The 20,716-nt window shown below is 51.9% G+C and carries 19 protein-coding genes; 8 read left to right on the forward strand and 11 right to left on the reverse strand.

Annotation, left to right across the window (positions count from 1 at the left end; genetic code table 11):
* Positions 1–33: 33 nt before the first annotated feature.
* On the forward strand, positions 34–2,598 hold the full coding sequence (locus N9C89_RS11125; protein WP_263953933.1) for a PAS domain-containing hybrid sensor histidine kinase/response regulator: 2,565 nt from the start codon (positions 34–36) through the stop codon (positions 2,596–2,598).
* Between the two features lie 75 nt (positions 2,599–2,673).
* Here the strand turns inward: N9C89_RS11125 and N9C89_RS11130 are convergent, their stop codons facing one another.
* The 5 genes from N9C89_RS11130 to N9C89_RS11150 are packed head-to-tail and all read right to left on the reverse strand — an operon-like array spanning position 2,674 to position 7,942.
* Positions 2,674–3,741, reverse strand: a complete 1,068-nt coding sequence (locus N9C89_RS11130; protein WP_263953935.1) for an ABC transporter ATP-binding protein — start codon at positions 3,739–3,741, stop codon at positions 2,674–2,676.
* A gap of 6 nt (positions 3,742–3,747) precedes the next feature.
* Complete coding sequence (locus N9C89_RS11135) at positions 3,748–4,581, reverse strand: carbohydrate ABC transporter permease (RefSeq protein ID WP_263953936.1); 834 nt, start codon at positions 4,579–4,581, stop codon at positions 3,748–3,750.
* A gap of 10 nt (positions 4,582–4,591) precedes the next feature.
* On the reverse strand, positions 4,592–5,506 hold the full coding sequence (locus tag N9C89_RS11140; RefSeq protein WP_263953937.1) for a carbohydrate ABC transporter permease: 915 nt from the start codon (positions 5,504–5,506) through the stop codon (positions 4,592–4,594).
* A 10-nt stretch (positions 5,507–5,516) separates the two neighbouring features.
* Positions 5,517–6,749, reverse strand: coding sequence for an ABC transporter substrate-binding protein (locus tag N9C89_RS11145; protein ID WP_263953938.1), 1,233 nt, complete (start codon positions 6,747–6,749; stop codon positions 5,517–5,519).
* 50 nt (positions 6,750–6,799) lie between these two features.
* Positions 6,800–7,942, reverse strand: a complete 1,143-nt coding sequence (locus N9C89_RS11150) for a mandelate racemase/muconate lactonizing enzyme family protein (RefSeq protein WP_263953939.1) — start codon at positions 7,940–7,942, stop codon at positions 6,800–6,802.
* An 87-nt stretch (positions 7,943–8,029) separates the two neighbouring features.
* Between N9C89_RS11150 and N9C89_RS11155 the strand changes: the two genes are divergently transcribed.
* Positions 8,030–8,692 carry a GntR family transcriptional regulator gene (locus N9C89_RS11155; RefSeq protein WP_263953940.1) on the forward strand — a complete coding sequence of 221 codons (663 nt, stop codon included), beginning with the start codon at positions 8,030–8,032 and terminating at the stop codon, positions 8,690–8,692.
* A 65-nt stretch (positions 8,693–8,757) separates the two neighbouring features.
* Here N9C89_RS11155 and N9C89_RS11160 read toward each other — a convergent pair whose 3' ends face one another.
* Complete coding sequence (locus tag N9C89_RS11160; RefSeq protein WP_263953941.1) at positions 8,758–10,929, reverse strand: esterase-like activity of phytase family protein; 2,172 nt, start codon at positions 10,927–10,929, stop codon at positions 8,758–8,760.
* Positions 10,930–11,032: 103 nt separating this feature from the next.
* Positions 11,033–11,926, reverse strand: a complete 894-nt coding sequence (locus N9C89_RS11165) for an NAD-dependent epimerase/dehydratase family protein (RefSeq protein ID WP_263953942.1) — start codon at positions 11,924–11,926, stop codon at positions 11,033–11,035.
* A 147-nt stretch (positions 11,927–12,073) separates the two neighbouring features.
* Here N9C89_RS11165 and N9C89_RS11170 point away from each other — a divergent pair, with 147 nt between their 5' ends.
* From N9C89_RS11170 to N9C89_RS11185, 4 genes are all read left to right on the forward strand, one after another.
* A complete protein-coding gene (locus tag N9C89_RS11170; protein ID WP_263953943.1) occupies positions 12,074–12,589 on the forward strand; it encodes a winged helix DNA-binding protein in 516 nt (171 codons plus the stop codon).
* 68 nt (positions 12,590–12,657) lie between these two features.
* Positions 12,658–13,434, forward strand: a complete 777-nt coding sequence (locus N9C89_RS11175; RefSeq protein WP_263953944.1) for a 5-oxoprolinase subunit B family protein — start codon at positions 12,658–12,660, stop codon at positions 13,432–13,434.
* The gene (locus N9C89_RS11180; RefSeq protein ID WP_263953945.1) at positions 13,431–14,453 is read left to right on the forward strand and encodes a biotin-dependent carboxyltransferase family protein; all 1,023 of its coding nucleotides are present in this window, start codon (positions 13,431–13,433) and stop codon (positions 14,451–14,453) included. The genes N9C89_RS11175 and N9C89_RS11180 overlap by 4 nt, the downstream gene beginning before the upstream one ends.
* Position 14,454: 1 nt before the next feature.
* On the forward strand, positions 14,455–15,234 hold the full coding sequence (locus tag N9C89_RS11185; RefSeq protein ID WP_263953946.1) for a LamB/YcsF family protein: 780 nt from the start codon (positions 14,455–14,457) through the stop codon (positions 15,232–15,234).
* Here N9C89_RS11185 and N9C89_RS11190 read toward each other — a convergent pair.
* The 4 genes from N9C89_RS11190 to N9C89_RS11205 form a co-directional block, all read right to left on the reverse strand.
* Entirely contained in the window at positions 15,231–15,749 is a 519-nt protein-coding gene (locus tag N9C89_RS11190; protein ID WP_263953947.1) for a toxin-activating lysine-acyltransferase, read from the reverse strand. The genes N9C89_RS11185 and N9C89_RS11190 overlap by 4 nt on opposite strands.
* The gene (locus N9C89_RS11195) at positions 15,746–16,744 is read right to left on the reverse strand and encodes a Hint domain-containing protein (protein ID WP_263953948.1); all 999 of its coding nucleotides are present in this window, start codon (positions 16,742–16,744) and stop codon (positions 15,746–15,748) included. The genes N9C89_RS11190 and N9C89_RS11195 overlap by 4 nt, the downstream gene beginning before the upstream one ends.
* A 135-nt stretch (positions 16,745–16,879) precedes the next feature.
* Positions 16,880–17,623, reverse strand: a complete 744-nt coding sequence (locus N9C89_RS11200; RefSeq protein ID WP_263953949.1) for a CPBP family intramembrane glutamic endopeptidase — start codon at positions 17,621–17,623, stop codon at positions 16,880–16,882.
* Between the two features lie 82 nt (positions 17,624–17,705).
* Positions 17,706–18,449: a GntR family transcriptional regulator gene (locus N9C89_RS11205; protein WP_263953950.1), complete on the reverse strand. Its 744-nt coding sequence runs from the start codon at positions 18,447–18,449 to the stop codon at positions 17,706–17,708.
* Positions 18,450–18,606: 157 nt separating this feature from the next.
* Here N9C89_RS11205 and N9C89_RS11210 point away from each other — a divergent pair, with 157 nt between their 5' ends.
* Positions 18,607–19,647: a Gfo/Idh/MocA family protein gene (locus N9C89_RS11210; protein ID WP_263953951.1), complete on the forward strand. Its 1,041-nt coding sequence runs from the start codon at positions 18,607–18,609 to the stop codon at positions 19,645–19,647.
* A gap of 7 nt (positions 19,648–19,654) precedes the next feature.
* Positions 19,655–20,665, forward strand: a complete 1,011-nt coding sequence (locus N9C89_RS11215; RefSeq protein WP_263953952.1) for a Gfo/Idh/MocA family protein — start codon at positions 19,655–19,657, stop codon at positions 20,663–20,665.
* Positions 20,666–20,716: the final 51 nt, after the last annotated feature.

The raw sequence follows: 20,716 nt of genomic DNA on the forward strand, positions 1-20,716 counted from the left end.
TTACCGACTTAATCCATTGGAGTTCCGCAGGCCGTGAAGTTGCTCTCTCTCAATCACATTAAATGGCATCTTGCCGGATTGAGCGTGGCAATCACGGTTCTTCTCGGGATCTTGATCTATCTTAGCTTTTCCGTCCGCGATCAACTGGCCCTACTCCGATCAACGCCGATCGATAATGCCCAATGGACAGTGTCGCAGTTTGAGGTCGAGTTTTGGCGTTTGCACGAAGCAGCAATTCTAGCAAATTTGTCATCAGAGCCCGATCTGGAGGAGCTTCGAAAGCGCTTTGATCTATATTATTCACGCGCAGCTATCGTTGCCGCGCTCGAAGCACAGGGACGTATGTCCTATAACGCTGATGCGCCGCAAATCTGGGCTGACATTCTTGCGCAAGCTGATGAGCTCGCAAAAACGATCGATGCGTCAGATGAAACTCTCCGCAACGAGCTCGCGCGCCTTGCTCAAACTCTAATTAGCACTGCGCCGCATATTCGTGATGCCTCTGTCGATACTGTTGCGTTCTTTGCAAGCACTTCTGATCAACAACGTACAACACTTGCCTCACTGCTTTTTCAGGTAGCATTGGTAGCAGTCATTCTGATGGGTGCCTTTCTGCTTGTGGGCGCGCTTCTCATTCGGGCTCGTATGCGATCAGAACGCGTACAAGAGCAACTATCAGCGGCCAAAGAGCGGCTTCAGTCAACAGTCGGGGCAGCGCTCGACGCGGTTTTGGTCATTGATCACCGCGGCGATATTCTTGATTTCAACGGTGGCGCAGAAAAGATTTTTGGCTATTCACGAGATGAGGTGCTCGGCAAGGATATGGCTAGATTCTTTATCCCCCAAGAGCACCGCGCTGCCCACCGCGCTGGCATCAGACGGTACTTGAAAACAAAAAATTCCAGCATCATCGGGAAAGGCCTGGTCGAACTGGAAGCCCTGCGAAAAGGTGGCGAGCGTATCTCGGTTGAGGTCTCTGTTGCCTCCGTCACAGAAGAGGGAAAACCGGTTTTCATTTCGTTCATTCGTGACATTTCAGACCGGATTGCCGCGCAGAAAGAAATTCTAAATTCACGTGACGAGGCGATTGCAGCGAACAAGGCAAAATCCGATTTCATCGCCCTGATGAGCCACGAAATGCGCACGCCGCTGAATGGTTTGATTGCGGCGCACGAAATCCTCGGTGCCACTGATCTTTCAGAAAAGCAGGATAGGTTCCTAACCATCGCCAATACATCGGGCCGGCATTTGATGGCCCATGTGAACAACATCCTCGACATTACGGCTTTGGATTCAAAGACAACGTCTCAACAACTTAGCCCCGTGGATTTGGCAGCCACTATTGAGGATATGGTCGAGAATTTGCGCCCGCTTGCCTGTTCAAATGGAAACAGGATAACGGCCAGCGTAGATTGCTTTCCGTACAAGCATCTGATGGGGGATCAGACATGCCTGAACCGGATCTTGCTGAACCTGATCGGGAATGCCATCAAATTTACCCATAATGGCCACGTACAAATAGACCTCGCTGTATCAGAAGAGAAAGGCGACCAAGTCGAAATCGAAATTCATGTCAGCGACACAGGGCGCGGCATTCCTGCCGAGCAATTTTCGCGTGTGTTCGATGATTTTGTACGGCTCGACACATCTTTGGAGCGCGACACCGAAGGAACGGGGCTTGGCTTGAGTATCTCGCGGCGCATGGCGCAGGCCATGGGTGGGGAAATTGGCGGCGACAGCGTGTTCGGCGAAGGCAGTACCTTCTGGGTCCGGCTGCCTTTCACAAAGCCAACAAACTATGACCTTGAGCAACTGCTTGGTCAAAAGGTCGAGGAGGCCAGCCCTGCTGCACCGGCCGCCAATTTGCAACAAAACATTTCCGCGCTCATCGTCGAGGACAACAGGATCAACCGAGAGATTTTGATCGAATATTTAACAGAGCTGGGCGTTTCGACAGCTTCAGCGGAAAACGGTGAATTAGGCGTAAACCTCGCGCGTCACACGGCTTTTGACATCATTTTCATGGATATCAGCATGCCTGTCATGGATGGGCTGGATGCAACGCGTGCAATCCGTGAAGAAGGCGCATCCAAGAATAGCAGGATCATTGGGTTTACAGCCTACTCAAGCGAAGAGAACTTACAGCGATGCATCGACGCTGGCCTCGACGATTTCGTCATTAAACCCGTTTCACGCGCATCTGTGCACGAGGCTCTCCTTAAAAAGCGTTCCGCTCAAAATAGGCTCGCATCGCAAGACTATCACAAGCTGATCAACCTTCAGCAAGTCGCGGAGCTCCGTGATATTTTGGGGCCGGAGCAATACAAGAAGAACGCCGAAAAGTTCTATCAGGAAATTACAGAGAACCTTTCCGGACTGAAGAAGACAGTGCTGTCCAACCAAGGCAAAGCAATTGCCAATGAACTACATAATATGTCCGGATTGGCGGCCTCGATGGGTGCGAAAGCGCTGCATCAAGCGTTGCAGAATGCCGAAGAGACATCTGTTGATGGATGTATTCAGGATACCCTGCAAGCGATCATCAAAAGCCAACTCGTGCTGCAAGAAACATGGGCCACTGGCGAGCTTCAGAAATAGCGCGCTGTAACAATCATTTTGAATGATTAGCTCTTAAAAGCGGCGCTATGGAAGGCACTGCTCTCAAATGCCCTGCTATCTTACGCGCTGGCCAGCTTCGTTGAATAGAACAAGGCGCTTTAGATCGAAATGCAGTTGGACATTGTCACCGGCATTCGGGCGTTGATCGCGCATCTCCACGACCAAGCGACAAGTCGATTGCTCGGAAACCAAATCCCCATGAACAAAAGCCGTAGAACCGAGCTGTTCGACCGCTTCAATATTCATTGATACTGCCTGCCCTGCGTCGCTTTGAAGATGCTCGGGGCGAATACCAATTGTATACTCCGCGCCTTTCACCAACGATGAATTAAGCGCGGGCAGTTGAATAGGCACATTCCCGAATGCAACCTGATTGTCGCCAGTGGCAACGCATGGGACGAAGTTCATTTTCGGCGACCCAATAAATCCTGCTACGAACATATTGTCGGGGTCATCATAGAGGTCAGTCGGGCTTCCGACCTGCTCAACAATTCCATCACGCAGCACGACAATACGGTCCGCCATTGTCATGGCTTCGGTCTGGTCATGGGTCACATAAATCATGGTGGCGCCCAGCTTTTTATGAAGCCGCGCTATTTCCATGCGGGTTTGAACACGCAATTCCGCGTCGAGGTTCGAGAGAGGTTCGTCGAAAAGGAAGACTTTTGGATCACGAACAATAGCGCGTCCAATGGCAACGCGTTGACGCTGGCCGCCTGAAAGCTGCGCAGGTTTACGGTCTAGCAACTGGGTGATCTGCAGAATTTCCGCAGCACGTTCAACAGCGGCACGCCGCTCTTTCTTGGATTGCTTCTGGAGACGAAGCGCAAACCCCATATTCTCCGCAACGGTCATATGTGGATAGAGCGCATACGACTGAAACACCATCGCGATACCGCGGTCATAAGGCTCCTCGTCGGTTACATCCTCACCGTCAATAATGATGTCGCCACCAGTTGGGTTCTCAAGCCCAGCCACAAGCCGCAAGAGCGTGGACTTGCCGCAACCGGAAGGCCCAACAAACACGACGAACTCACCATGGGGAATTTCGAGATCGACACCTTTAATCACTTTGACTGTGCCGAAGGACTTTTCAATGGAGGAAAGTGCGAGATTGGCCATGTGATATTACCCTTTCACGGCACCGGTCGCGATGCCGGCAACGATCTTACGTTGGAACAGAACGTAGAGAATGACGATTGGTGCGGCGGCCAGAACAATTGCGGCCGAAAGCAATGGAACGTTTGTTGTGTATTCCCCGCGCAGAGCAGTGATGCCCACCATTAGTGTGCGTTCATCCTGAAGTACGAGGAGAGAAATCAGAACGTCGTTCCAACAGTATAGCGTATTCAGAATTGCCAGAGTGAGCAGCGCCGGACGGCCCATTGGCAGCATGATGAACCACCAGACATGGATAAACCTAGCCCCATCCACCCGCGCAGCTTCAACGAGCTCGCGCGGCAGAGCGCTGTAGAATGCGGTCATGAGATAGACGCTAAAGGGCAAGAAGAAAGCCGTGTAAGACAGGATCAGCCCCGTGCGTGTGTTCAACAGATCAAGCGCAAGGATGGTCTGGTAAAAGGGCACCAAGACAACTTGGACAGGGATCATGAGCGACGCGAGAATTACGACAAACACAAGCTTGCGATAAGGGAAACGCAAAACCGCTAGTGCAAAACCGGCAAGCGAAGAGATGAGCAACAGCGCCAGAACCGCTCCGACCGTAACCGTAAAGGAGTTCATGAAATATTCATCGAACCGCGCACGGCTCCACGCCGTAATAAAGTTTGCAAACGTTGGGTCGTTTACCAAACCAAACCGGTCGAGAATATATCCTCTGTTGTCCTTGAGCGCGTTGTTAAGCGCAAAATAGAACGGGTATAGACACGACAGCGCCAATAGAAACATAGGGACAGCAGCGATCCAGAGGGCTCGGCTGTCAGATTTACTCCTGCGGGACATTAATCTGCTCCTAAAGGCTCGCGTTGCGGGTCATGATGCGAATTTGCAGATATGCAATACCGCCCATCATCACGAACAAGATCATTGAAATAGCGGAGGCATAGCCTGGTCGATTCAATTGGCCTTGCTCCAGCCAGATCAAAAACTCCGGCAGCGTTGTGGACGTTCCTGGACCACCGCCTGTAAGGACATAGATCAAACCGAACATTGAAGTCAGCACACCGATTGTGGTGACCACCGCGACAAATTCGATGATCGGGCGCAACGAAGGCACAATAATCAGGAACAATCGCTGCCAGAACCGAGCGCCATCTATGCGTGCGGCTTCGATGATGTCATCCGGTACTGTGGACAAGCCGGACAGGAAGATCAGAACACCCATGCCAAAGGTTGACCAAAGCTGGACGGCAATAAGGCTACCAAGTGCGGTCGCGCTTCCACCCAACCAATCAACCGCGTCGATACCTACGGCAGCAAGTGCATTGTTAAGGCTCCCGTCGTACCGCAATACGATATTGAAGATAGAGCCGATGATCACACTCGAGAGAACGGCAGGGAAAAAGTATACGGCGCGGAATAGTTTTCCGCCCGGAACACCTTGGTGGATCAGGATAGCAAGGAGCATGGGCAGCATCACCCAAATCGGCAGCGTCGCCAAAAGGAGCAATGTGTTTACAATCGAGTCCTGAAATGTCGGATCATTCACAGCGCGCGTATAGTTCGCGAACCCGACCCAGTCTCCTTTGCCGATCCCGTCAGTGTTGGTCAAGGAAAGGACAAATCCCCACGCCAAAGGGAACACCCTAAAGACGAGAACCAATAACAAGGCAGGAAGCAAAAACAAAAACGCCATGCGTATTTCGGCTTTGCTTCCGTCACCGCCGCGCCTTTTGCGCGGCGGGGTTGTTTTCTCAGGACTACTCACGAATTTGCCCTTACATGTTTGCCTTGCGGGCCGCTTCCATGGCTTCCACAGCCGCATCGACCGTAGTGTCACCATTGAGCAGCGATTGAGACTGACGCTTCCACTCTTCTAGAACGGCAGGGTTCAGTAGAGCATGTGGGCTGGCACCTGGCGCGCTCGCCATAAGCTCGAGAGCGCGCGCCAAAGCTTCGCTTGAAAGCTTTGATGTATCAACTTCAGTATTCGCAGGAAGCGCACCCGTTTCAACCGCAAAAATCGCCTGACGTTCAGCATCTGCAAGAATTTCAACCAAGCTCATAGCAAGTTCTTGGTTCTCGCCGGCTTTGGGTACAGCCCAACCGATCCCACCGCCAAAAGGAAGGCGCGCAACTTCGGCATCTGGGTTCGGATATGCGAACACGCCAACATTTCCTTCGCCAAGGAACTCCTCAAACTGTTTCCAATGCGCGACATCGGACAAAAGCCCGACTGTGTGAGCAGCTTCGGAACGCATGAACATTTCGTATTCGTCCATAAATTTGGCGATGGAGTTTGCACCTTCATTAAACCAACCGCGCTCGTTGCCATCGACCCAAAGCTCGACAATCTGGCGCACTTTCGGATCTGTCCACGATAGCTCACCGGCGACCCATGCCGCATAGTCCTCATCAGAGAAGGTGCTTGTTGCAATCTGACTTACAAAGAACTCGCCGCCAAAGCCCTGCTTGTTGCCAAGCGCAAAGCAAGGCACATCACCTTTCGCGATAATGGCTTCACATGCTGCCGCCAATTCTTCATAGCTGGAAGGCGCTGCATCACGATCAAGGCCTGCGGCTTCATACAGATCTTTGTTATAGTAAACAGCGAAGCCTTGGATGGTGATCGGCAGTGCGAAAACATTACCTGCTTCATCCGAAAATGCCTCAACACCAGAGAAGTTCTCTGCTTTGTCAGTGAGGTTTACCAAAGCCTCGGCACGCGATTGCGTTTTTGCACCACCGTGCACAAGAACAACATCCGGCCCCTCGCCAGATGTCAGAGCTGTACCCAGTAGCGTGTAGTATTGGTCATGCGGCTGCACGACAAAATTAACGGTTGCGCCGGGATTTGCGGCTTCGAACGCTTCTTTTGCAGCGTCAAAATAGCCGAACGTTGCAGGATCGCCGGATTTCCAATCCCAAACCGTAAGCTCCTGTGCCGAAAGGCCAGTTGCAAACGTCAATAGTGCTGCACTTGAAAGCAGTGTTGTTTTTAAGTTTATCATGTCGGTTCCTCCCAAAATGTCTCAGTCGTTTCGTTGTTTTGCGTCGTCGGTTACTTGGAAATAAATCTGCACGGCGGCGCAGTCTTTAGCGCGTCAGCCGCAACAGGATCAGGCGCTGACCATATATTTCTCGCGGCATCAGTTAGCGCGAAGCCAATACCGGGCTTCTCGGGTAATAGTGCATAGCCGTCTTTAAATTCGATCGGCGTATCTACAAGGTGCTCGTTGCTCAAGAATGAATACTCAAGCCACTCCACTTCGGGCAAAGCACACGCGGCATGGACACCCGTCTCAAGGAATGTGTTCCCCAATGAAACAGGCAGTCCCATATCAGCTGCGAGCCAGCCAATACGCATCGTATCAGACACCCGACCATGAACGTTGATGATGTCTGTGCCGCCCGCTTGAAGCAGCATACGCTTGCCAGTAAGGTCGAGATATTCTCCAGAGTTGATCTGTGTGAACGGGGCCATTTCGCGCAAAGAGCGCAGGCCGGCAAAATCATTTCGAAGGATAGGATCTTCAATCCAGATCAGATCAATACCCGCATCGTGGAACATTGTCAGGCGCATCGCCGCCTCTTTACACGACCAAGCCTCGTTCGCATCAGCCATGATACCGCAATCAGGCCCAACAGTTTTCTTCAGAAGCTCGAGGCGGTGCAAGTCCCATTCTGGATCAGGACTTCCGATCTTTACCTTGAATGTATCAAAGCCATGGGATGCAGCATTTGAGAAGAACTCAACGAACTCTTCATCGCTCATATGGAAGTCGAGCCCACTTGCGTATGCTCTTACTTTTTCGCGGGTGCCGCCCAAAAACTTACCGAGCGGCATGCTTGCCTGCTGAGACGCCAAATCCCAGAGTGCGATTTGGAGCGCTTCATCAAAACCGTATTTTGCATCCCGCTGGTTGCCTCCGCGTGGCCGTTCAACCCGTTGCGTCAACTCAAACGCTGTTTGGCCCTCAATCTCAGGCCAAATGTACTTCGCAAAAGTGGCCTCCATCGTGGCTTGCGAAGGGTATGGCTCAAACAATTTGTGCCCGAAACCAAGCCCAATGTTCCCTGCGTCATCATGCAGTTCAAGCGCGACACTGTGGGAGTTCTCGAAGAACACCTGACTATCGCCGATACTGCGATCGAAACGATATTCAAAACGCGTTAGAGCGAACTTCTTGATTTTAGGCAGCACTGTCTGATGCTTTCATTCTGCAAACTGATTAATCAGATGATGCACAATGACATTGCAGTTTGTCAACATGGTGATTAAGCTGCCGGTATGAAAACTGGAACACCTAAGAAATTATTGAGCGAAACTGCCTATCAGAGCATTCTGGACGCCCTGTTTAGCAAGCAGTTGCCTTTTGGCTCGCGCATGTCTCAAAAAGATCTCGAGAGAATCACAGGAACCGCTGTCGGGCCAATTCGCGATGCACTGAAAGTTTTAGAAGCTGATGGGATCGTTAAGGTGCATCCGCGATCTGGTATCGAGGTCGTGACACCTTCCGCTGAGTTGGTTCGGAGTACGTTCCAGTTTCGCACAATCATCGAGCGTGCAGCGGTTAAACAATTTTCTCAACATGCCCGGTCGCAAGACATTTTGGACCTCAAGAACATCCACCTCGAAGAGATCAATCGCCTGAAAGGGTGTGACCCCAGTTCAGATCAGACTCTACTTGTTGATAAAATTGAGGACCAGTTTCACACGGGCATCGTTAACTCGCTTCAAAACGAGCTCATAGATATTTCTTTCCGAAGATTGCACCTCATGGTGCGGGTCATAAAGACCACCAGTTTCCTGTCTCCCTCTACGGTCATCACCTCGCTGGAAGAGCACCTCAAAGTTCTTGATGCATGCGAAATGCGAGACAGTGACCTCGCAGAGAACCTAATCGGTGAGCATTTGATGAACGCACTGAGCCGGAATCTCGGCCTGAAGTAGCGCGTCTGCTGAAAACAAAACAGGCGCCCGAAAAGGAGCGCCTGTTCTTCTGTTTCAATCGCTGACTAGGACGGTGCGCTCAGCTTGCCGATTGAAAAGAACATCGTCTCGCCGGAATGGTCGTCTACACCGTCATTGTCCGTCGAAATGAAAGCTTCGCCATCAGAAGTGATTGCAAGCCCCTCAACCTTATCCAAGACAAAACCAGCCGTCGATGTGAGATCAGGTAGGAGGTCGCGTACCAGTTCCTTCGATACAACCGGAAGCTTTCCGCCAAGCGGCGCTGGCACCAACTCTTCGAGGGCAACGCGATAAACCTTCTTGTTTTTGGCACGGTAGTCATGCTGGTTGTCACGTTCAACGATGTAGGCATGATCGCCATAAATGGCCATGTCGCTCAGGCCGACCCAGCCACCTTCGGTACCGTCCAACTGATAACGAACTGCGCCCCATTCATTCGTTTCGATATTGTAGGATACGAGCTTAACTTGCCCTTTCGGATCGTCGGCCCATTCGCGCTGCACCGGCATCCAAAGCGTGCTGCCACTACGTGCAATTCCCTCAAAGCCATAACGCATTTCAACGGACATGAGCTCTTGGGGCAGCCCAATCTCCTGAGTAATCTCACCTTCTGCATTCACATGGTATAGTGCATGCGGGGTGACGCGATCTGTTCGCCCCTCAGATGCGATCCAAAATCCACCTTCGCCATCAGTAGTGATCCCTTCCATGTCGAGCTTTTGGGCGGGGCGGGACATACGCGTTACTGGTGTCGCTTTGGTAATTCGCGCCGGTTTGGTGCTTGCGTCGATGGTAAAGATTGTCGGTTGATAGCCATAGAAACTATCGTTGACCGCATAAATGGTCCGGCCCTCGCCCGCGACCATGCCCGATAGCGCGCCCCAACCGATAAGCGTATCTGCGCCTTCGGAAGTGATATGCGGGTAAGCCGCCGGAGCATCTTCGTACTGATAAAGCATGACGTGCGCGCGTGCGCCGCCATCTTCGATCAAATCACTCTCGTTTGCGGACACGAGAAGGTTTCGGCTTGGAATTGTCACAAAACCTTCTGGACCGACACCAGAGGGCAGTAGCTGCTCAAGCACTGGCGCTTTCGGATCGGTAACATCATAAACGCCGACGACGCTCGCGCGCTCCGCACCAACAAAAACCATCGGCGTATCACCAAACACATCAAACGTTACCGACTCTGGTTCAACCCCTTTTGCGTCCGAGCGTTTGTCAGGATAATGGCCGATTTGAACGATAGCTTGCTCAAAAGATGCGCCGCTCTCATAGACCTCGCTGCCATCCTTGGAAAATATGGTCCAACCGCGGGAACCGCCTTGGTAATCGCCTTCGTTCGCAGTTGCGAAATGCGTCTCATCAATCCAAGCGACCGCATCAGGTTCACGCAGGCGGCCTTTCTGGCTTTCTGTGAAAATCAACGCGCCGCGCTCATCTGTGGCGTCAATGTTTTCAAGGTCAACCGAGCCCGCTGAGAAGTGAGAGATTACTTCCCCGTCGCGATCAACAACCACGAGATGGTTGTTTTCCTGTAGCGTCACCACAGTTTCGCCCAGCGCATTGATTGAGACATACTCTGGCTCTGGGTCGCTTGGCGCGATCTCTGCAAGGCCAGTCATCGAGACTGTTTTGAGACTGTCACAAGAAGGAATTCCTTCGGTGACATCAAGCATGGCCAGAAACCCGGCGTCGTTCTGAGGGAGAATGCCGTCATTCAGGTCCTCGTCGCGCTCATTTTCGATCGCGATGGAAATGAAGCTATTGTCCGGCGATTTCGCAACACTATCCGGCTGGCCACCCAGATCACAGCTGGCAAGCGTTTCTCCGGTTTTGATGCTTATCGCACGCAGCTCACCAGAGGGTTTCACATAGCTTTCCGATGTGTTGACACCAACGAGTGCGATATCTCCGATCACAACAACCGATGTGGGCTCGCCCTGCAGATCAATATTGCCAAGCGGTTTGGGCGACTTTGGGTCGGTGATGTCGATCCGACCAAGAACACCAAGCGGGCTGTCGGTGTAAACAAGCGTCATGCCGTCTTCGGTGGCGGCAATAATCTCTGGAGAAGTTTCGCGGCTTTGATCTTCTCCGGCTGCCATGTTTTGCACAACGGCAAAAGACGCGATGCGGTTGAAGTTCTTCTCCGCAATCGCAGCTCCGGCGGATAGCGCCAATACAGAAGTAAGGCCAAGCAGTTGGATTTTCATTGTGTTCCCTCATTTGAATGATTGCGCTGTGCCTGAGGGACAACGGAAACAACGAGGTAAACAATTTATGGTGTTTTTGTAAAAATCGCTCGGCCTTGGATCTCTACGCGAGCGCCTTCATGCAATCTTTCCAATTGTATTGCTCTTTAAAGCCAAGGACTTCTCTGATCTTTCGATTGGAGTATAGCGCCTCGTGCGGGCCCAATGCACGCGTGACTTCTACTCCGGAATAAAACCGCTCAACGATCTCGTCGTTTGTGATGGCAACCGAATTTGAATCGTTTCCTGCATTGAACATCTCAAACCCTAACCCGTCTTTCTTTAGGCATAGGTCTACAATCTGTCCGAGGTCGCGCGCATCAATATAGCAAAAGATGTTGCGCCGACGCAGTGACGGGTCTTTTTCGAAATCGGCAAATACACCGTACTCATGCGGCTCAATGACATTTCCAATCCGCAGACCATAGATATCAATGCCCGAACGCGCTTGGAATGACCGCGCCGTTTTTTCGTTAACAACCTTGGACAACCCATAGCTATCCATCGGATTTACATCGTGATCTTCTTCAACAGGGAGCGATTGCGGCTTTACTTCGCCATCCGCAAAGCAAACCCCATACGTGGTTTCGGAAGAGGCAAAGATGACCTTTTTTATTCCAAGCTTCACCGCTGCTTCGATGACGTTATAGGTTCCAACAGTGTTCACCCGAAAAGTTTCGTGGTCTGGATGAACAAGAATGCGCGGCACCGCCGCAAAGTGAACGACCGCGTCAAATGCGGGTGCGCCTGTTCCGGCGTCAAGCTCACCAAAGTTTGCATAGCTCGACAGAACGTTAAACATCGAACCAGAGTCGGTAATATCGGCGAGCAAGTCATCGATCCCCTCCTCATTCAACGGCTTAAGGTCTATGTTAACAACGTGGTGCCCCTGATCGCGTAGGTAGCGTGTTACGTGCCGACCTGCTTTTCCTGTTCCGCCTGTGAATGCAATTCTCATCTGTTCGTCTCCTCAACTGTCTTGTGCAACATGATGTCTGTCGAACGGAACCGCAAGCGCCCCATACAATGAGAAAACGCCGTTATTTTATCAACAAGCTCTTAGTTTAAGTTATACTATCCGCGACCAGACAAACGGTGCTTGACCATGACAGCTAAACAAAACCGACCGATCGTCTCTTCGCGGCACCTTGCAGAGGGCGAAGGGCGAGCATCTTCCGAATATGAATTCGGCCTTATTGTGGCCTACAACGCGTTTACCCGATGGATACAACGCTGCATGGCAGCTGCGGGTTTTCCGGAACTTAGCGCGACTGAAATTTTGGTTCTTCACAATACGAACCATCGGGACCGCAAGAAGCGTCTCACCGATATCGCATTTTTATTGAATATCGAAGACACGCACACCATCACATACGCATTGCGCAAACTTGTAAAACTCGAGCTTTTGACCACGGAGAAGCGCGGCAAAGAGGTCTTTTACGCAACATCCGAAGCCGGTCAACAAGCCTGCGCAGCCTACCGTGACATCAGAAATCAGTGCCTTGTTGACGGGCTCAACCACACTGGTTTGTCAGATGATGATCTTGCCGAGATGGCAAAAGCCTTGCGGTTGTTGTCTGGCCACTATGACCAAGCAAGCCGATCCGCGTCGTCGTTGTGAAGGCCTCATTGTCAAAACGTTGATAAATTGTCATTATGTGAAACCCAACGATAAAAGGCAGCGCGCAAATGCCCTCACCAAGTCAACCATTGCTGCGAGACGTCGGCCTGTCAGGGCTATTAGTGACGTTTTCAGACACGCTCACAGACGGGGCAAACAGCGCCGCCCTTGCTTTCAGAGCCGCAATTGACAGCGCCGATGTTGAAGGCATTCTGGAAACAACGACTTCACTCACATCGGTATTGATATCATTCGATATTTCGCTTTTGTCGCGAGATGATCTACGCGTGTGCGTTCTTGAGATGCTGGGCGAGCAAGATTGGGAAGCTGCCCCACTGCCAACGCCGCATAAGCTTTGGCACATTCCGGCGTGTTTCGCCGGTGAATATGCCCCACAACTCGGAGAAGCCGCAGAACTTGCAGGTATCTCGGAGGCACGCGCCATACAAGAGATTGAGGCAACGACCCTGCGTGTCATGACTTTGGGTTTTGCTCCTGGGCAACCATATCTCGGCAGTCTGCCTGACAATTGGAACATACCTCGCCAAACGGGGCTGACAAAAAGCGTACCACGAGGCGCAGTCACGGTCGCAATTCGCCAGATCACAACGTTCACAAACTCCGCTCCAACTGGATGGCGGCAGATTGGCCAAATGGCATTTGAAAACTTCAGCATAGATGGCAAAACGCCAATTGCGCTGACACCAGGCGACGAAGTCAGGTTTCACGCTATTTCCGAGCGCACGTTTGCAAAACTGCTTCAAAACCCAGGCGCTCCCTACTCCGACCTCCCCGGAACGCCATCAGGCAATGGCGGAGCAAGCTTTGAGGTCGTCGGCGTATGACCAGACTTTTTGTTCGAAACATTGGCCCTCTCGCAACCATTCAGGATTTGGGAAGAACTGGTGTCATTGCCAAAGGACTCTCGCGCGGAGGTGCCGCCGATCCCGTTGCGCATGTCGAAGGCTCCGCGCTGCTAAACCAAAGCACCGACAACGCCTCGCTAGAAATGGCAGGGTTCGGAGGGACGTTCGAGGCGCAGGGTACGGTTTACATTGCCCTAACCGGCGCACCGATGAGTGCCTCAATAGATGGCCGACCTATCAAATGGAACTCTAGCCACAAGCTGAACGATGGAGAAACCCTGTCCATCGGCTCTGCATTGTCTGGAACTTACGGATATCTGCATGTTGGCGGCGGGTTTCAAACGCCATGTTTTCTAGGAAGCCGGTCTGCGCATCTAACTGCTGGAATTGGTAAGCGTGTCGAAACAGGTGAAAACCTACCTGTTGGATCATACAACGCGGAGGGCTTCATTAGCTCCACCCTTGATAGCGACAGACGGTTTGGCGGTGGAAAGGTACGCATTTTACCCTCGGTGCACACCGCGCTGTTTTCAGAAGAAGAACGACAGAGGTTCACGCAGACCAGCTTCACGCGGTCCATCAATAGCAATCGCCAAGGGGCCGAACTTGTCTATGATGGCGAAGGGTTCACCACGAAATCAGCTCTCTCTATCCTGTCTGAGCCGATGTTTGCGGGAGACATTCAAATGACCGGCGCGGGAAAGCCTTTTGTGCTCTTGCCGGAGTGTCAGACGACGGGTGGATACCCAAGAATTGGGATGGTTCTACCAGATGATTTACCGACTATAGCGCAGGCACCAGTTGGTACAGAACTTCGCTTTCGCTTCATAGACTATGAAGAAGCAAAACAGGTGCATAGGCCGGTTGACGTTCTTTACAAATCGCTTCGATCGAAAGTGAGACCGCTGCTTCGGGATCCAAATGACATCAAAGACTTGCTAGGGTATCAACTCATTAGTGGAGCCATAACAGGCTGGGACACGGAAAACGGAGGCTAAAATGGCTCAACTGATCGATCTAAACGCGGATATGGGCGAGTCTTTTGGCGACTGGACCATGGGGAATGATGAAGCACTGCTAAATGTCGTTACCTCCGCCAATATAGCGTGCGGATTTCATGCTGGTGACCCAGATGTGATGGCAAAGACAATGGCCCGTGCGCATGAGAATGGTGTGGGCATCGGCGCGCACCCCGGCTTTCCAGACTTGCAAGGTTTTGGTCGTCGGCGCATGTCGATTACGCCAAATACGCTGGCCAATATGGTCCGGTATCAGCTAGGTGCCGCGCGCGCGATGGCGGCGGCCCAAGGGCTAAAGGTCCGGCACTTTAAACTCCATGGCGCGCTGTCAAATATGGCATCCGAAGATAAAGACATTGCGCGTACCTGCTATGAAGCTGCGCTGAGCGTTGATCCAGATATTATCCTTGTAGTTCTTGCCGCAACTCCGATGCAGGAGGTTGCTCAAGAGCTTCGAGCGCGGTGGGCCGCTGAAGTTTTCGCAGATCGAGCATACAACGACGACGCAACGCTTGTTGATCGGTCCATTGATGGGGCGGTTATACATGATCCTGAACTCGCGAGTTCACGGATACTTGCGATGCTTGAGGAAGGCGCAATAATTTCCGAAAGCGGAAAACGTATCCCGACTCCTATCGACACGATATGCACCCATGGTGACACAGAAAACGCTTTGGAAATTGCGCGACAACTTCGCAAGAAGCTCAAAAGTGCGGGATTTACGCTAGCACCGATGGAAGGCACAGGTAAGGCAGGCTAGAGCTGCTCCAAATACTCTTCTTCGGTAAAAATCGTAGCTTTGTCTTTCGGGTTGGTCAGGTCCACCTCAACAATCCGGCGCGTGCCGCTATTTTCAAGAACGCGGCGAAAGCGAAACTGTCCGTCGGTGAACTGCCCCGGCACCATAGTCCAACGGCTTATGCTAGCGGTTAACCCTTTGTAAGGTGCGACTATGTCGATGATCCAGCGACGATCACCAGAGTTCCAATCCTCGTCTTTCAAAATCTCGCCGGAGACATAACGGCGCTCCGCGTCGGCACTCATGTTGGCCCAAGTCAGTAGACCGCGCGGGATACCATCAAAACGGAAAACCTGAAATTGCTTCAGTGCAATCGGCTGCTCAAAAGCCGCTCGCATGTTCGCGACGCTCATGCGCGCATGCCACGGGCTCCGAAAAGCAAGAAACATGAAGTCGCCGTAAATACGAAGCGTTTCAGCAGAGGGGGCCTCGGAGGCAGGAATATCGCGGCCGGCAGAATCTTGTAGTTTGCTCATGATTGCGAGGCGGCCTTCTTAACATCGATTTGTTCAATTTCACGAAGCAGACTGCCCTCAAATCCTTTGAGGGGCAAACGCGCAGGTGGGCCAAAGCCCTCTGGGTTTTGCATCAGTTCTGGAAACAATGCCTCGAGTTCGGCAACGGTACCGGCATTCAACGTATCCAAAACATAATCGCCTGGGAAAAAGCTCTCGGTCGCCGCACCATTGGTTAACATGATCTCGTGGCGGTCAAACAAAACATGGAAATACTCGACATCGTCAATGTCACTTGCGACACGGATATCGGTATCATTCACAAGGCTTTTAGCTGAAACAAGTATTTCGCTTTCGCCGAAAAAAAGCTCTGCTTTGCTGCTCGATAAAAGGACACGGTGCTGTGGAGAAACAAGGAGATCGCTGGTCGGGGTATTATTGCCAAGCGCGCCAGCGGAAATCCTGATGGGGCGAAGTTCGGGAAGGTGCTCAAGGTCTGTTCCATTCAGAGTTCTTGAACCAATCCATTTGACTGGTTTCAGACCTGAATCCACGGTCTGGACCAAGTCACCGACTTCGAGGTCTTCAACAAGCGTCAAACCGTTCTGGGTTTGAATTTCGGTTCCACGTTGAACGCAGATAGCGATATTGATCGTGACAAGATCGGCGTCAAATTCGTCATCGTCTGGGTCGTTGGGATCATTGTAACTATAGCCTGTAACGGTAAATGTTATTACCGCTCCACCATTGGCGACGATCGCAGCTGTGTGTGCAGAGAAATCAAACGTCAGTATTCCATTTGCATCAATCGTAGGAGTTCCATAAGCCGTCGTGCTTAAGTCAGAGACAAAGTACTCATCGGATTCTGCACCACCTGATCCCAGTCCATCAGCATCTAGATCAAAGTCACCAGTTACCAGAAGGTCGGATTTCTGAACATCGAACGTCCATTCAGCAACACTTCCGAGGCCGCTTCCAACCGCATTACCGGAGACCTCTGTAATATTATAACCCATATTCTCGCTACTCTTACGCTATCTGGAACACCATATTATGCCATCACCACGCACATATACCAAATTCCTGTCCAAAATGCGGCATTACAATCACTCCGATGGTGCACCGCGTATTTGATGCAACACTTAAAGCAACTAAGACCCCGTGAGGAACACAAGAACCACCGAGCCGATTGCCAAAACCGCATATGGCAGCATGCTCGCGTGGAACCAAGAACTTGGGTCGCGATACCCTACGTTAACCGCAATATTTGACGCTAAGTTCAGCGTCAGATGCAACAGGATAGCAGGAAGTATTGAGCCCCCGGAAAGGGTATAGGCCGCACCGATAATCACAGAATACAACATCACGTGAACCAGAAACGCGGGGAGCGATATTTTTGCGTGAGGTGAATCAATTCCCCAAAGCGGAAGGTGCCAAACCGCCCAGACCACACCAACCGCAAGCGAGGCAACAAGCCATCCGAATTGCGGCGCTAACTGCTCCTGCATAAAGCCGCGCCAGCCCAATTCTTCACCCAGCGGACCGAGCAGAAGATTAAACACGACCATGCCCACAAGAGCGCCCACTCCGATCTTGCTCGCCTTTTCCGGCGCGCGTTTTCGCATAAGGAACAAAACCACAAGCGGAGATAAAACGAGGAGCCAAGCAGACATAGGTACGCCCGAAACTTTGACGGCGCGCCCAAGCAGCTCAATAAGATTGCCGTTCGCATAGCTCAAAATCATCGCCGCAAGTGACGGGCCCCACACCATAACGAGCCAGAACGGTAACCCTTTCAGATTGTCGGGGCTTCGCGCGAAAGGGAGCACGAAAATACAAGCAAACCCTAATAGCGAAATAGCAAAAGTGAGGGCAAGAAATTGAAATACGATCATAAAATGGTCCAGTTAAATCAACGTCGCATAGTGTTGTTCAAATTCCGAAGGATTGCAGCCATTTAATTTCGGAAGCGTTGTTTTACTGCTCGGTATGGCGATTTTGTCGATCCACGGCCGATGGGGTTAATTCGTCGAAGTAATCGCGATGTTGATTGTGCAGCGCATCAAGAGCCTTGAAAATGGACTGACAGTGTTCTCTGACAAGCTGGGATGCTCGATCACTTTCACCAGCAACAACAGCTTTAAAAATAGCCTGATGCTCGGAAAACAGAACCGTGGGATGCCCATCAACTCGAAGCGAAATACCCCGCAATCGGTCGAGATGGGCCTTCTCTCGATCTAAAGCCGCTTCGACGCGCATCAGGTCGGTCGCTTTTGCCAACAAACCGTGAAACTCGTCATCCAAAGCATGAAAGCCCTGAAAGTCTTCATTTTCTGCGGCAATTTTCTGCTGCTGCAGGTTACCTTCTAAGGCTGCAATGACTTGGCTGCTTATCCCTTTTGTGGCGAGTTTTTGCACCACTGCGACTTCAATTGCTTCTCGCAAGAATTGCGCTTCGTGAATCCTTTCGCGGCTCAACTTTGCAACAAAACTCCCACGGCTTGGTAAGGTCTTTATGAGCCCCTCTTCGCGCAGTTTTTGAAAGGCTTCGCGAACGGGGGTTCGACTTGCCCCCAACATCGAGGCAACTTCGCTTTCGGAGATCGAAGCGCCTGGGGCAAGCTGCATGCTCTGAATATGCCGTCGGAGTAGCCCGTAAATCTGACCGCCCGCGCGGTGCAATGTATCTATTCGCGGGAGTTCCAAGTCCCGCACAGACATTGAGGGGACAAAAGGAAGCTGTGAGTGATTTTGTCTGTTTTCAGCCAAACGGGTAAGCGCCTTTCACATGAAAGATTGCGGTCCGGCATATTCTCCTTTGAGGCCGGTATACTGGTATGCTACTCTGTTTGAGACGCTGTGAATAGGGAGAAAACTAATGGAAATTGCGCTTGTTGGCCTCGGAATGGTTGCAGGAACACATGCTAAAGCGATCCAATCCATTGGGGATGATGTTCGGCTCGCTGGCGTTCTATCGCGCCACAAGGACCGCGCCGAAAAATTCGTTGAGGAACACTGTTCCGAAACCGCCGACCCTATCACCATATATGAGAATATTTCCGAAATCGCTGCTGATCCGCGAATTGAAATTGTTGCGCTCTGCACCCCGCCCAATGCGCGCACAGAAATCGTGAAGGAGCTTGCGGAGGCAGGAAAACACATTCTCATAGAAAAGCCACTTGAGCGAACGCTCACTGCCGCCACAGAAATCGTCGAGATTTGCGAAAACAACAACGTGATGCTTGGCGTCTTCTTTCAGCATCGATTGCGACAGTCTGCGCTCGCGGCTCGTGAAGCCTTGGCGCAAGGAAAACTCGGAGAGATCGCGGCGGTCGAAATCAACGTACCGTGGTGGCGGGAGCAAGCCTATTACGATGAACCAGGAAGAGGTACTTATGCGCGCGATGGCGGCGGGGTTCTCATTTCCCAATCCATCCACACGATTGACGTCGCTATCAGCCTTGTTGGCCAAGTTTCCCGAGTTCAAGCGATGGCACGCACGACATCGCTGCACGAGATGGAATCCGAGGACTTCGTGTCTGCGGGGCTAGAATTCGCTAATGGCGCGGTTGGCTCGCTCCTCGCAAGTACAGCGAGCTATCCGGGAAGCGCGGAGAGCATCACTATCCACGGCACCAAGGGGTCTGCGAGCTTGGTATCCGGCAAATTCACACTGAGCTATCAGGATGGAACATCGGAAGTCGTTGGGGAGGAAGTCGCCTCAGGCGGAGGAGCGGACCCGATGGCATTTACGCACGCGTGGCATCAAGCGGTGGTTGAGGATTTTGTCGACGCGGTTCGCAATGACCGTGCCCCAGCAATAACTGGACGCGACGCTCTAAAAGTACAGTCGCTGATTGAAGCCATCACCAAATCATCGCGCGAGGGTCGCATTCTTGATGTGCCCGCAACGGAGTAATTCACCAATGACACTTAAATTTGCCGCTCTGGGCATTGAACATCGTCACATCTATGGCATGGCCCAAAACATGATTGACGCCGGCGCAGATTTTGTCGGCTGGTGGAATGATGGGCCAACTGGCGTTGAAGCGGGCTTGCGCAAAAGATTTCCAGATGTTCCCCAAATCACAAACCGGCAAGACATCATTGACGACCCCGAGATCGACCTAATCTTGATCGCAGACGTGCCAAACAATCGCGCGCAGTTGGCAATTGAGGCAATGGAAGCGGGCAAGGATATTATGGCAGACAAGCCTGGCTGTACAACGTTAGAGCAACTCCAAAAAATTCAATCGTGCGTCGCAAAAACAGGCCGAATTTGGACCGTCGATTTTTCAGAGCGCTTTGAAGTTGCCTCAGTCACGCGAGCCGCAGAACTGGTTGCCGATGGCGCAATCGGGCGTGTGATTCAGACCGTGGGCTTGGGCCCGCACAGGCTCAATAAAGAGACACGACCAGAGTGGTTTTTCGACAAGGACGCTTATGGTGGCATCCTTACCGATATCGCGTCCCACCAGATCGACCAGTTTCTATTCTTCACTGGCTCGACGGACGCTGAAATCACTATGGCCAACGCCGCAAATTATGCCAATCCTGAGACGCCAGGCTTGCAAGATTTTGGCGAATTATCAATCAAGAGCGACAAAGGCCACGGCTATGTGCGCGTCGACTGGTATACGCCAGACGCCCTTCCCAATTGGGGTGACGGCCGCCTGACGATCCTAGGGACAGAAGGGTATATCGAGCTCCGCAAATACGTTGATCTCGGCGGCAAAGATGGGATTGACCATCTGTTCCTCGTCAACGGAACGCGCTGCGAACGGATTGATTGCTCTGATGCCGGGCTGCCATATTTCAAACGCCTTGTGCACGACATCCAAAACAGGACTGAAACCGCTGTTCCGCAAGCTCATACATTCAAGGTCATGGAACTAGGCATCAAAGCGCAGAATTTGGCAGACGGACAAAGCACCTAGGTTTGCGACATGCCATTGATATCAGGCCCGACCAATCTTTTTGGGCGGACC

Source organism: Halocynthiibacter sp. SDUM655004 (genome assembly GCF_026015885.1).
GTDB lineage: Bacteria > Pseudomonadota > Alphaproteobacteria > Rhodobacterales > Rhodobacteraceae > Falsihalocynthiibacter > Falsihalocynthiibacter halioticoli.

Excerpts from the sequence above, each read along its gene's own strand:
- N9C89_RS11185 (WP_263953946.1), top strand. The coding sequence starts at position 14,455 with ATGGCTCAACTGATCGATCTAAACGCGGATATGGGCGAGTCTTTTGGC.
- N9C89_RS11175 (WP_263953944.1), top strand. The coding sequence starts at position 12,658 with ATGCCCTCACCAAGTCAACCATTGCTGCGAGACGTCGGCCTGTCAGGG.
- N9C89_RS11195 (WP_263953948.1), bottom strand. The coding sequence starts at position 16,744 with ATGGGTTATAATATTACAGAGGTCTCCGGTAATGCGGTTGGAAGCGGC.
- N9C89_RS11200 (WP_263953949.1), bottom strand. The coding sequence starts at position 17,623 with ATGATCGTATTTCAATTTCTTGCCCTCACTTTTGCTATTTCGCTATTA.
- N9C89_RS11215 (WP_263953952.1), top strand. The coding sequence starts at position 19,655 with ATGACACTTAAATTTGCCGCTCTGGGCATTGAACATCGTCACATCTAT.
- N9C89_RS11180 (WP_263953945.1), top strand. The coding sequence starts at position 13,431 with ATGACCAGACTTTTTGTTCGAAACATTGGCCCTCTCGCAACCATTCAG.
- N9C89_RS11130 (WP_263953935.1), bottom strand. The coding sequence starts at position 3,741 with ATGGCCAATCTCGCACTTTCCTCCATTGAAAAGTCCTTCGGCACAGTC.
- N9C89_RS11170 (WP_263953943.1), top strand. The coding sequence starts at position 12,074 with ATGACAGCTAAACAAAACCGACCGATCGTCTCTTCGCGGCACCTTGCA.
- N9C89_RS11210 (WP_263953951.1), top strand. The coding sequence starts at position 18,607 with ATGGAAATTGCGCTTGTTGGCCTCGGAATGGTTGCAGGAACACATGCT.
- N9C89_RS11135 (WP_263953936.1), bottom strand. The coding sequence starts at position 4,581 with ATGTCCCGCAGGAGTAAATCTGACAGCCGAGCCCTCTGGATCGCTGCT.
- N9C89_RS11145 (WP_263953938.1), bottom strand. The coding sequence starts at position 6,749 with ATGATAAACTTAAAAACAACACTGCTTTCAAGTGCAGCACTATTGACG.
- N9C89_RS11160 (WP_263953941.1), bottom strand. The coding sequence starts at position 10,929 with ATGAAAATCCAACTGCTTGGCCTTACTTCTGTATTGGCGCTATCCGCC.
- N9C89_RS11155 (WP_263953940.1), top strand. The coding sequence starts at position 8,030 with ATGAAAACTGGAACACCTAAGAAATTATTGAGCGAAACTGCCTATCAG.
- N9C89_RS11190 (WP_263953947.1), bottom strand. The coding sequence starts at position 15,749 with ATGAGCAAACTACAAGATTCTGCCGGCCGCGATATTCCTGCCTCCGAG.
- N9C89_RS11205 (WP_263953950.1), bottom strand. The coding sequence starts at position 18,449 with ATGTCTGTGCGGGACTTGGAACTCCCGCGAATAGATACATTGCACCGC.
- N9C89_RS11165 (WP_263953942.1), bottom strand. The coding sequence starts at position 11,926 with ATGAGAATTGCATTCACAGGCGGAACAGGAAAAGCAGGTCGGCACGTA.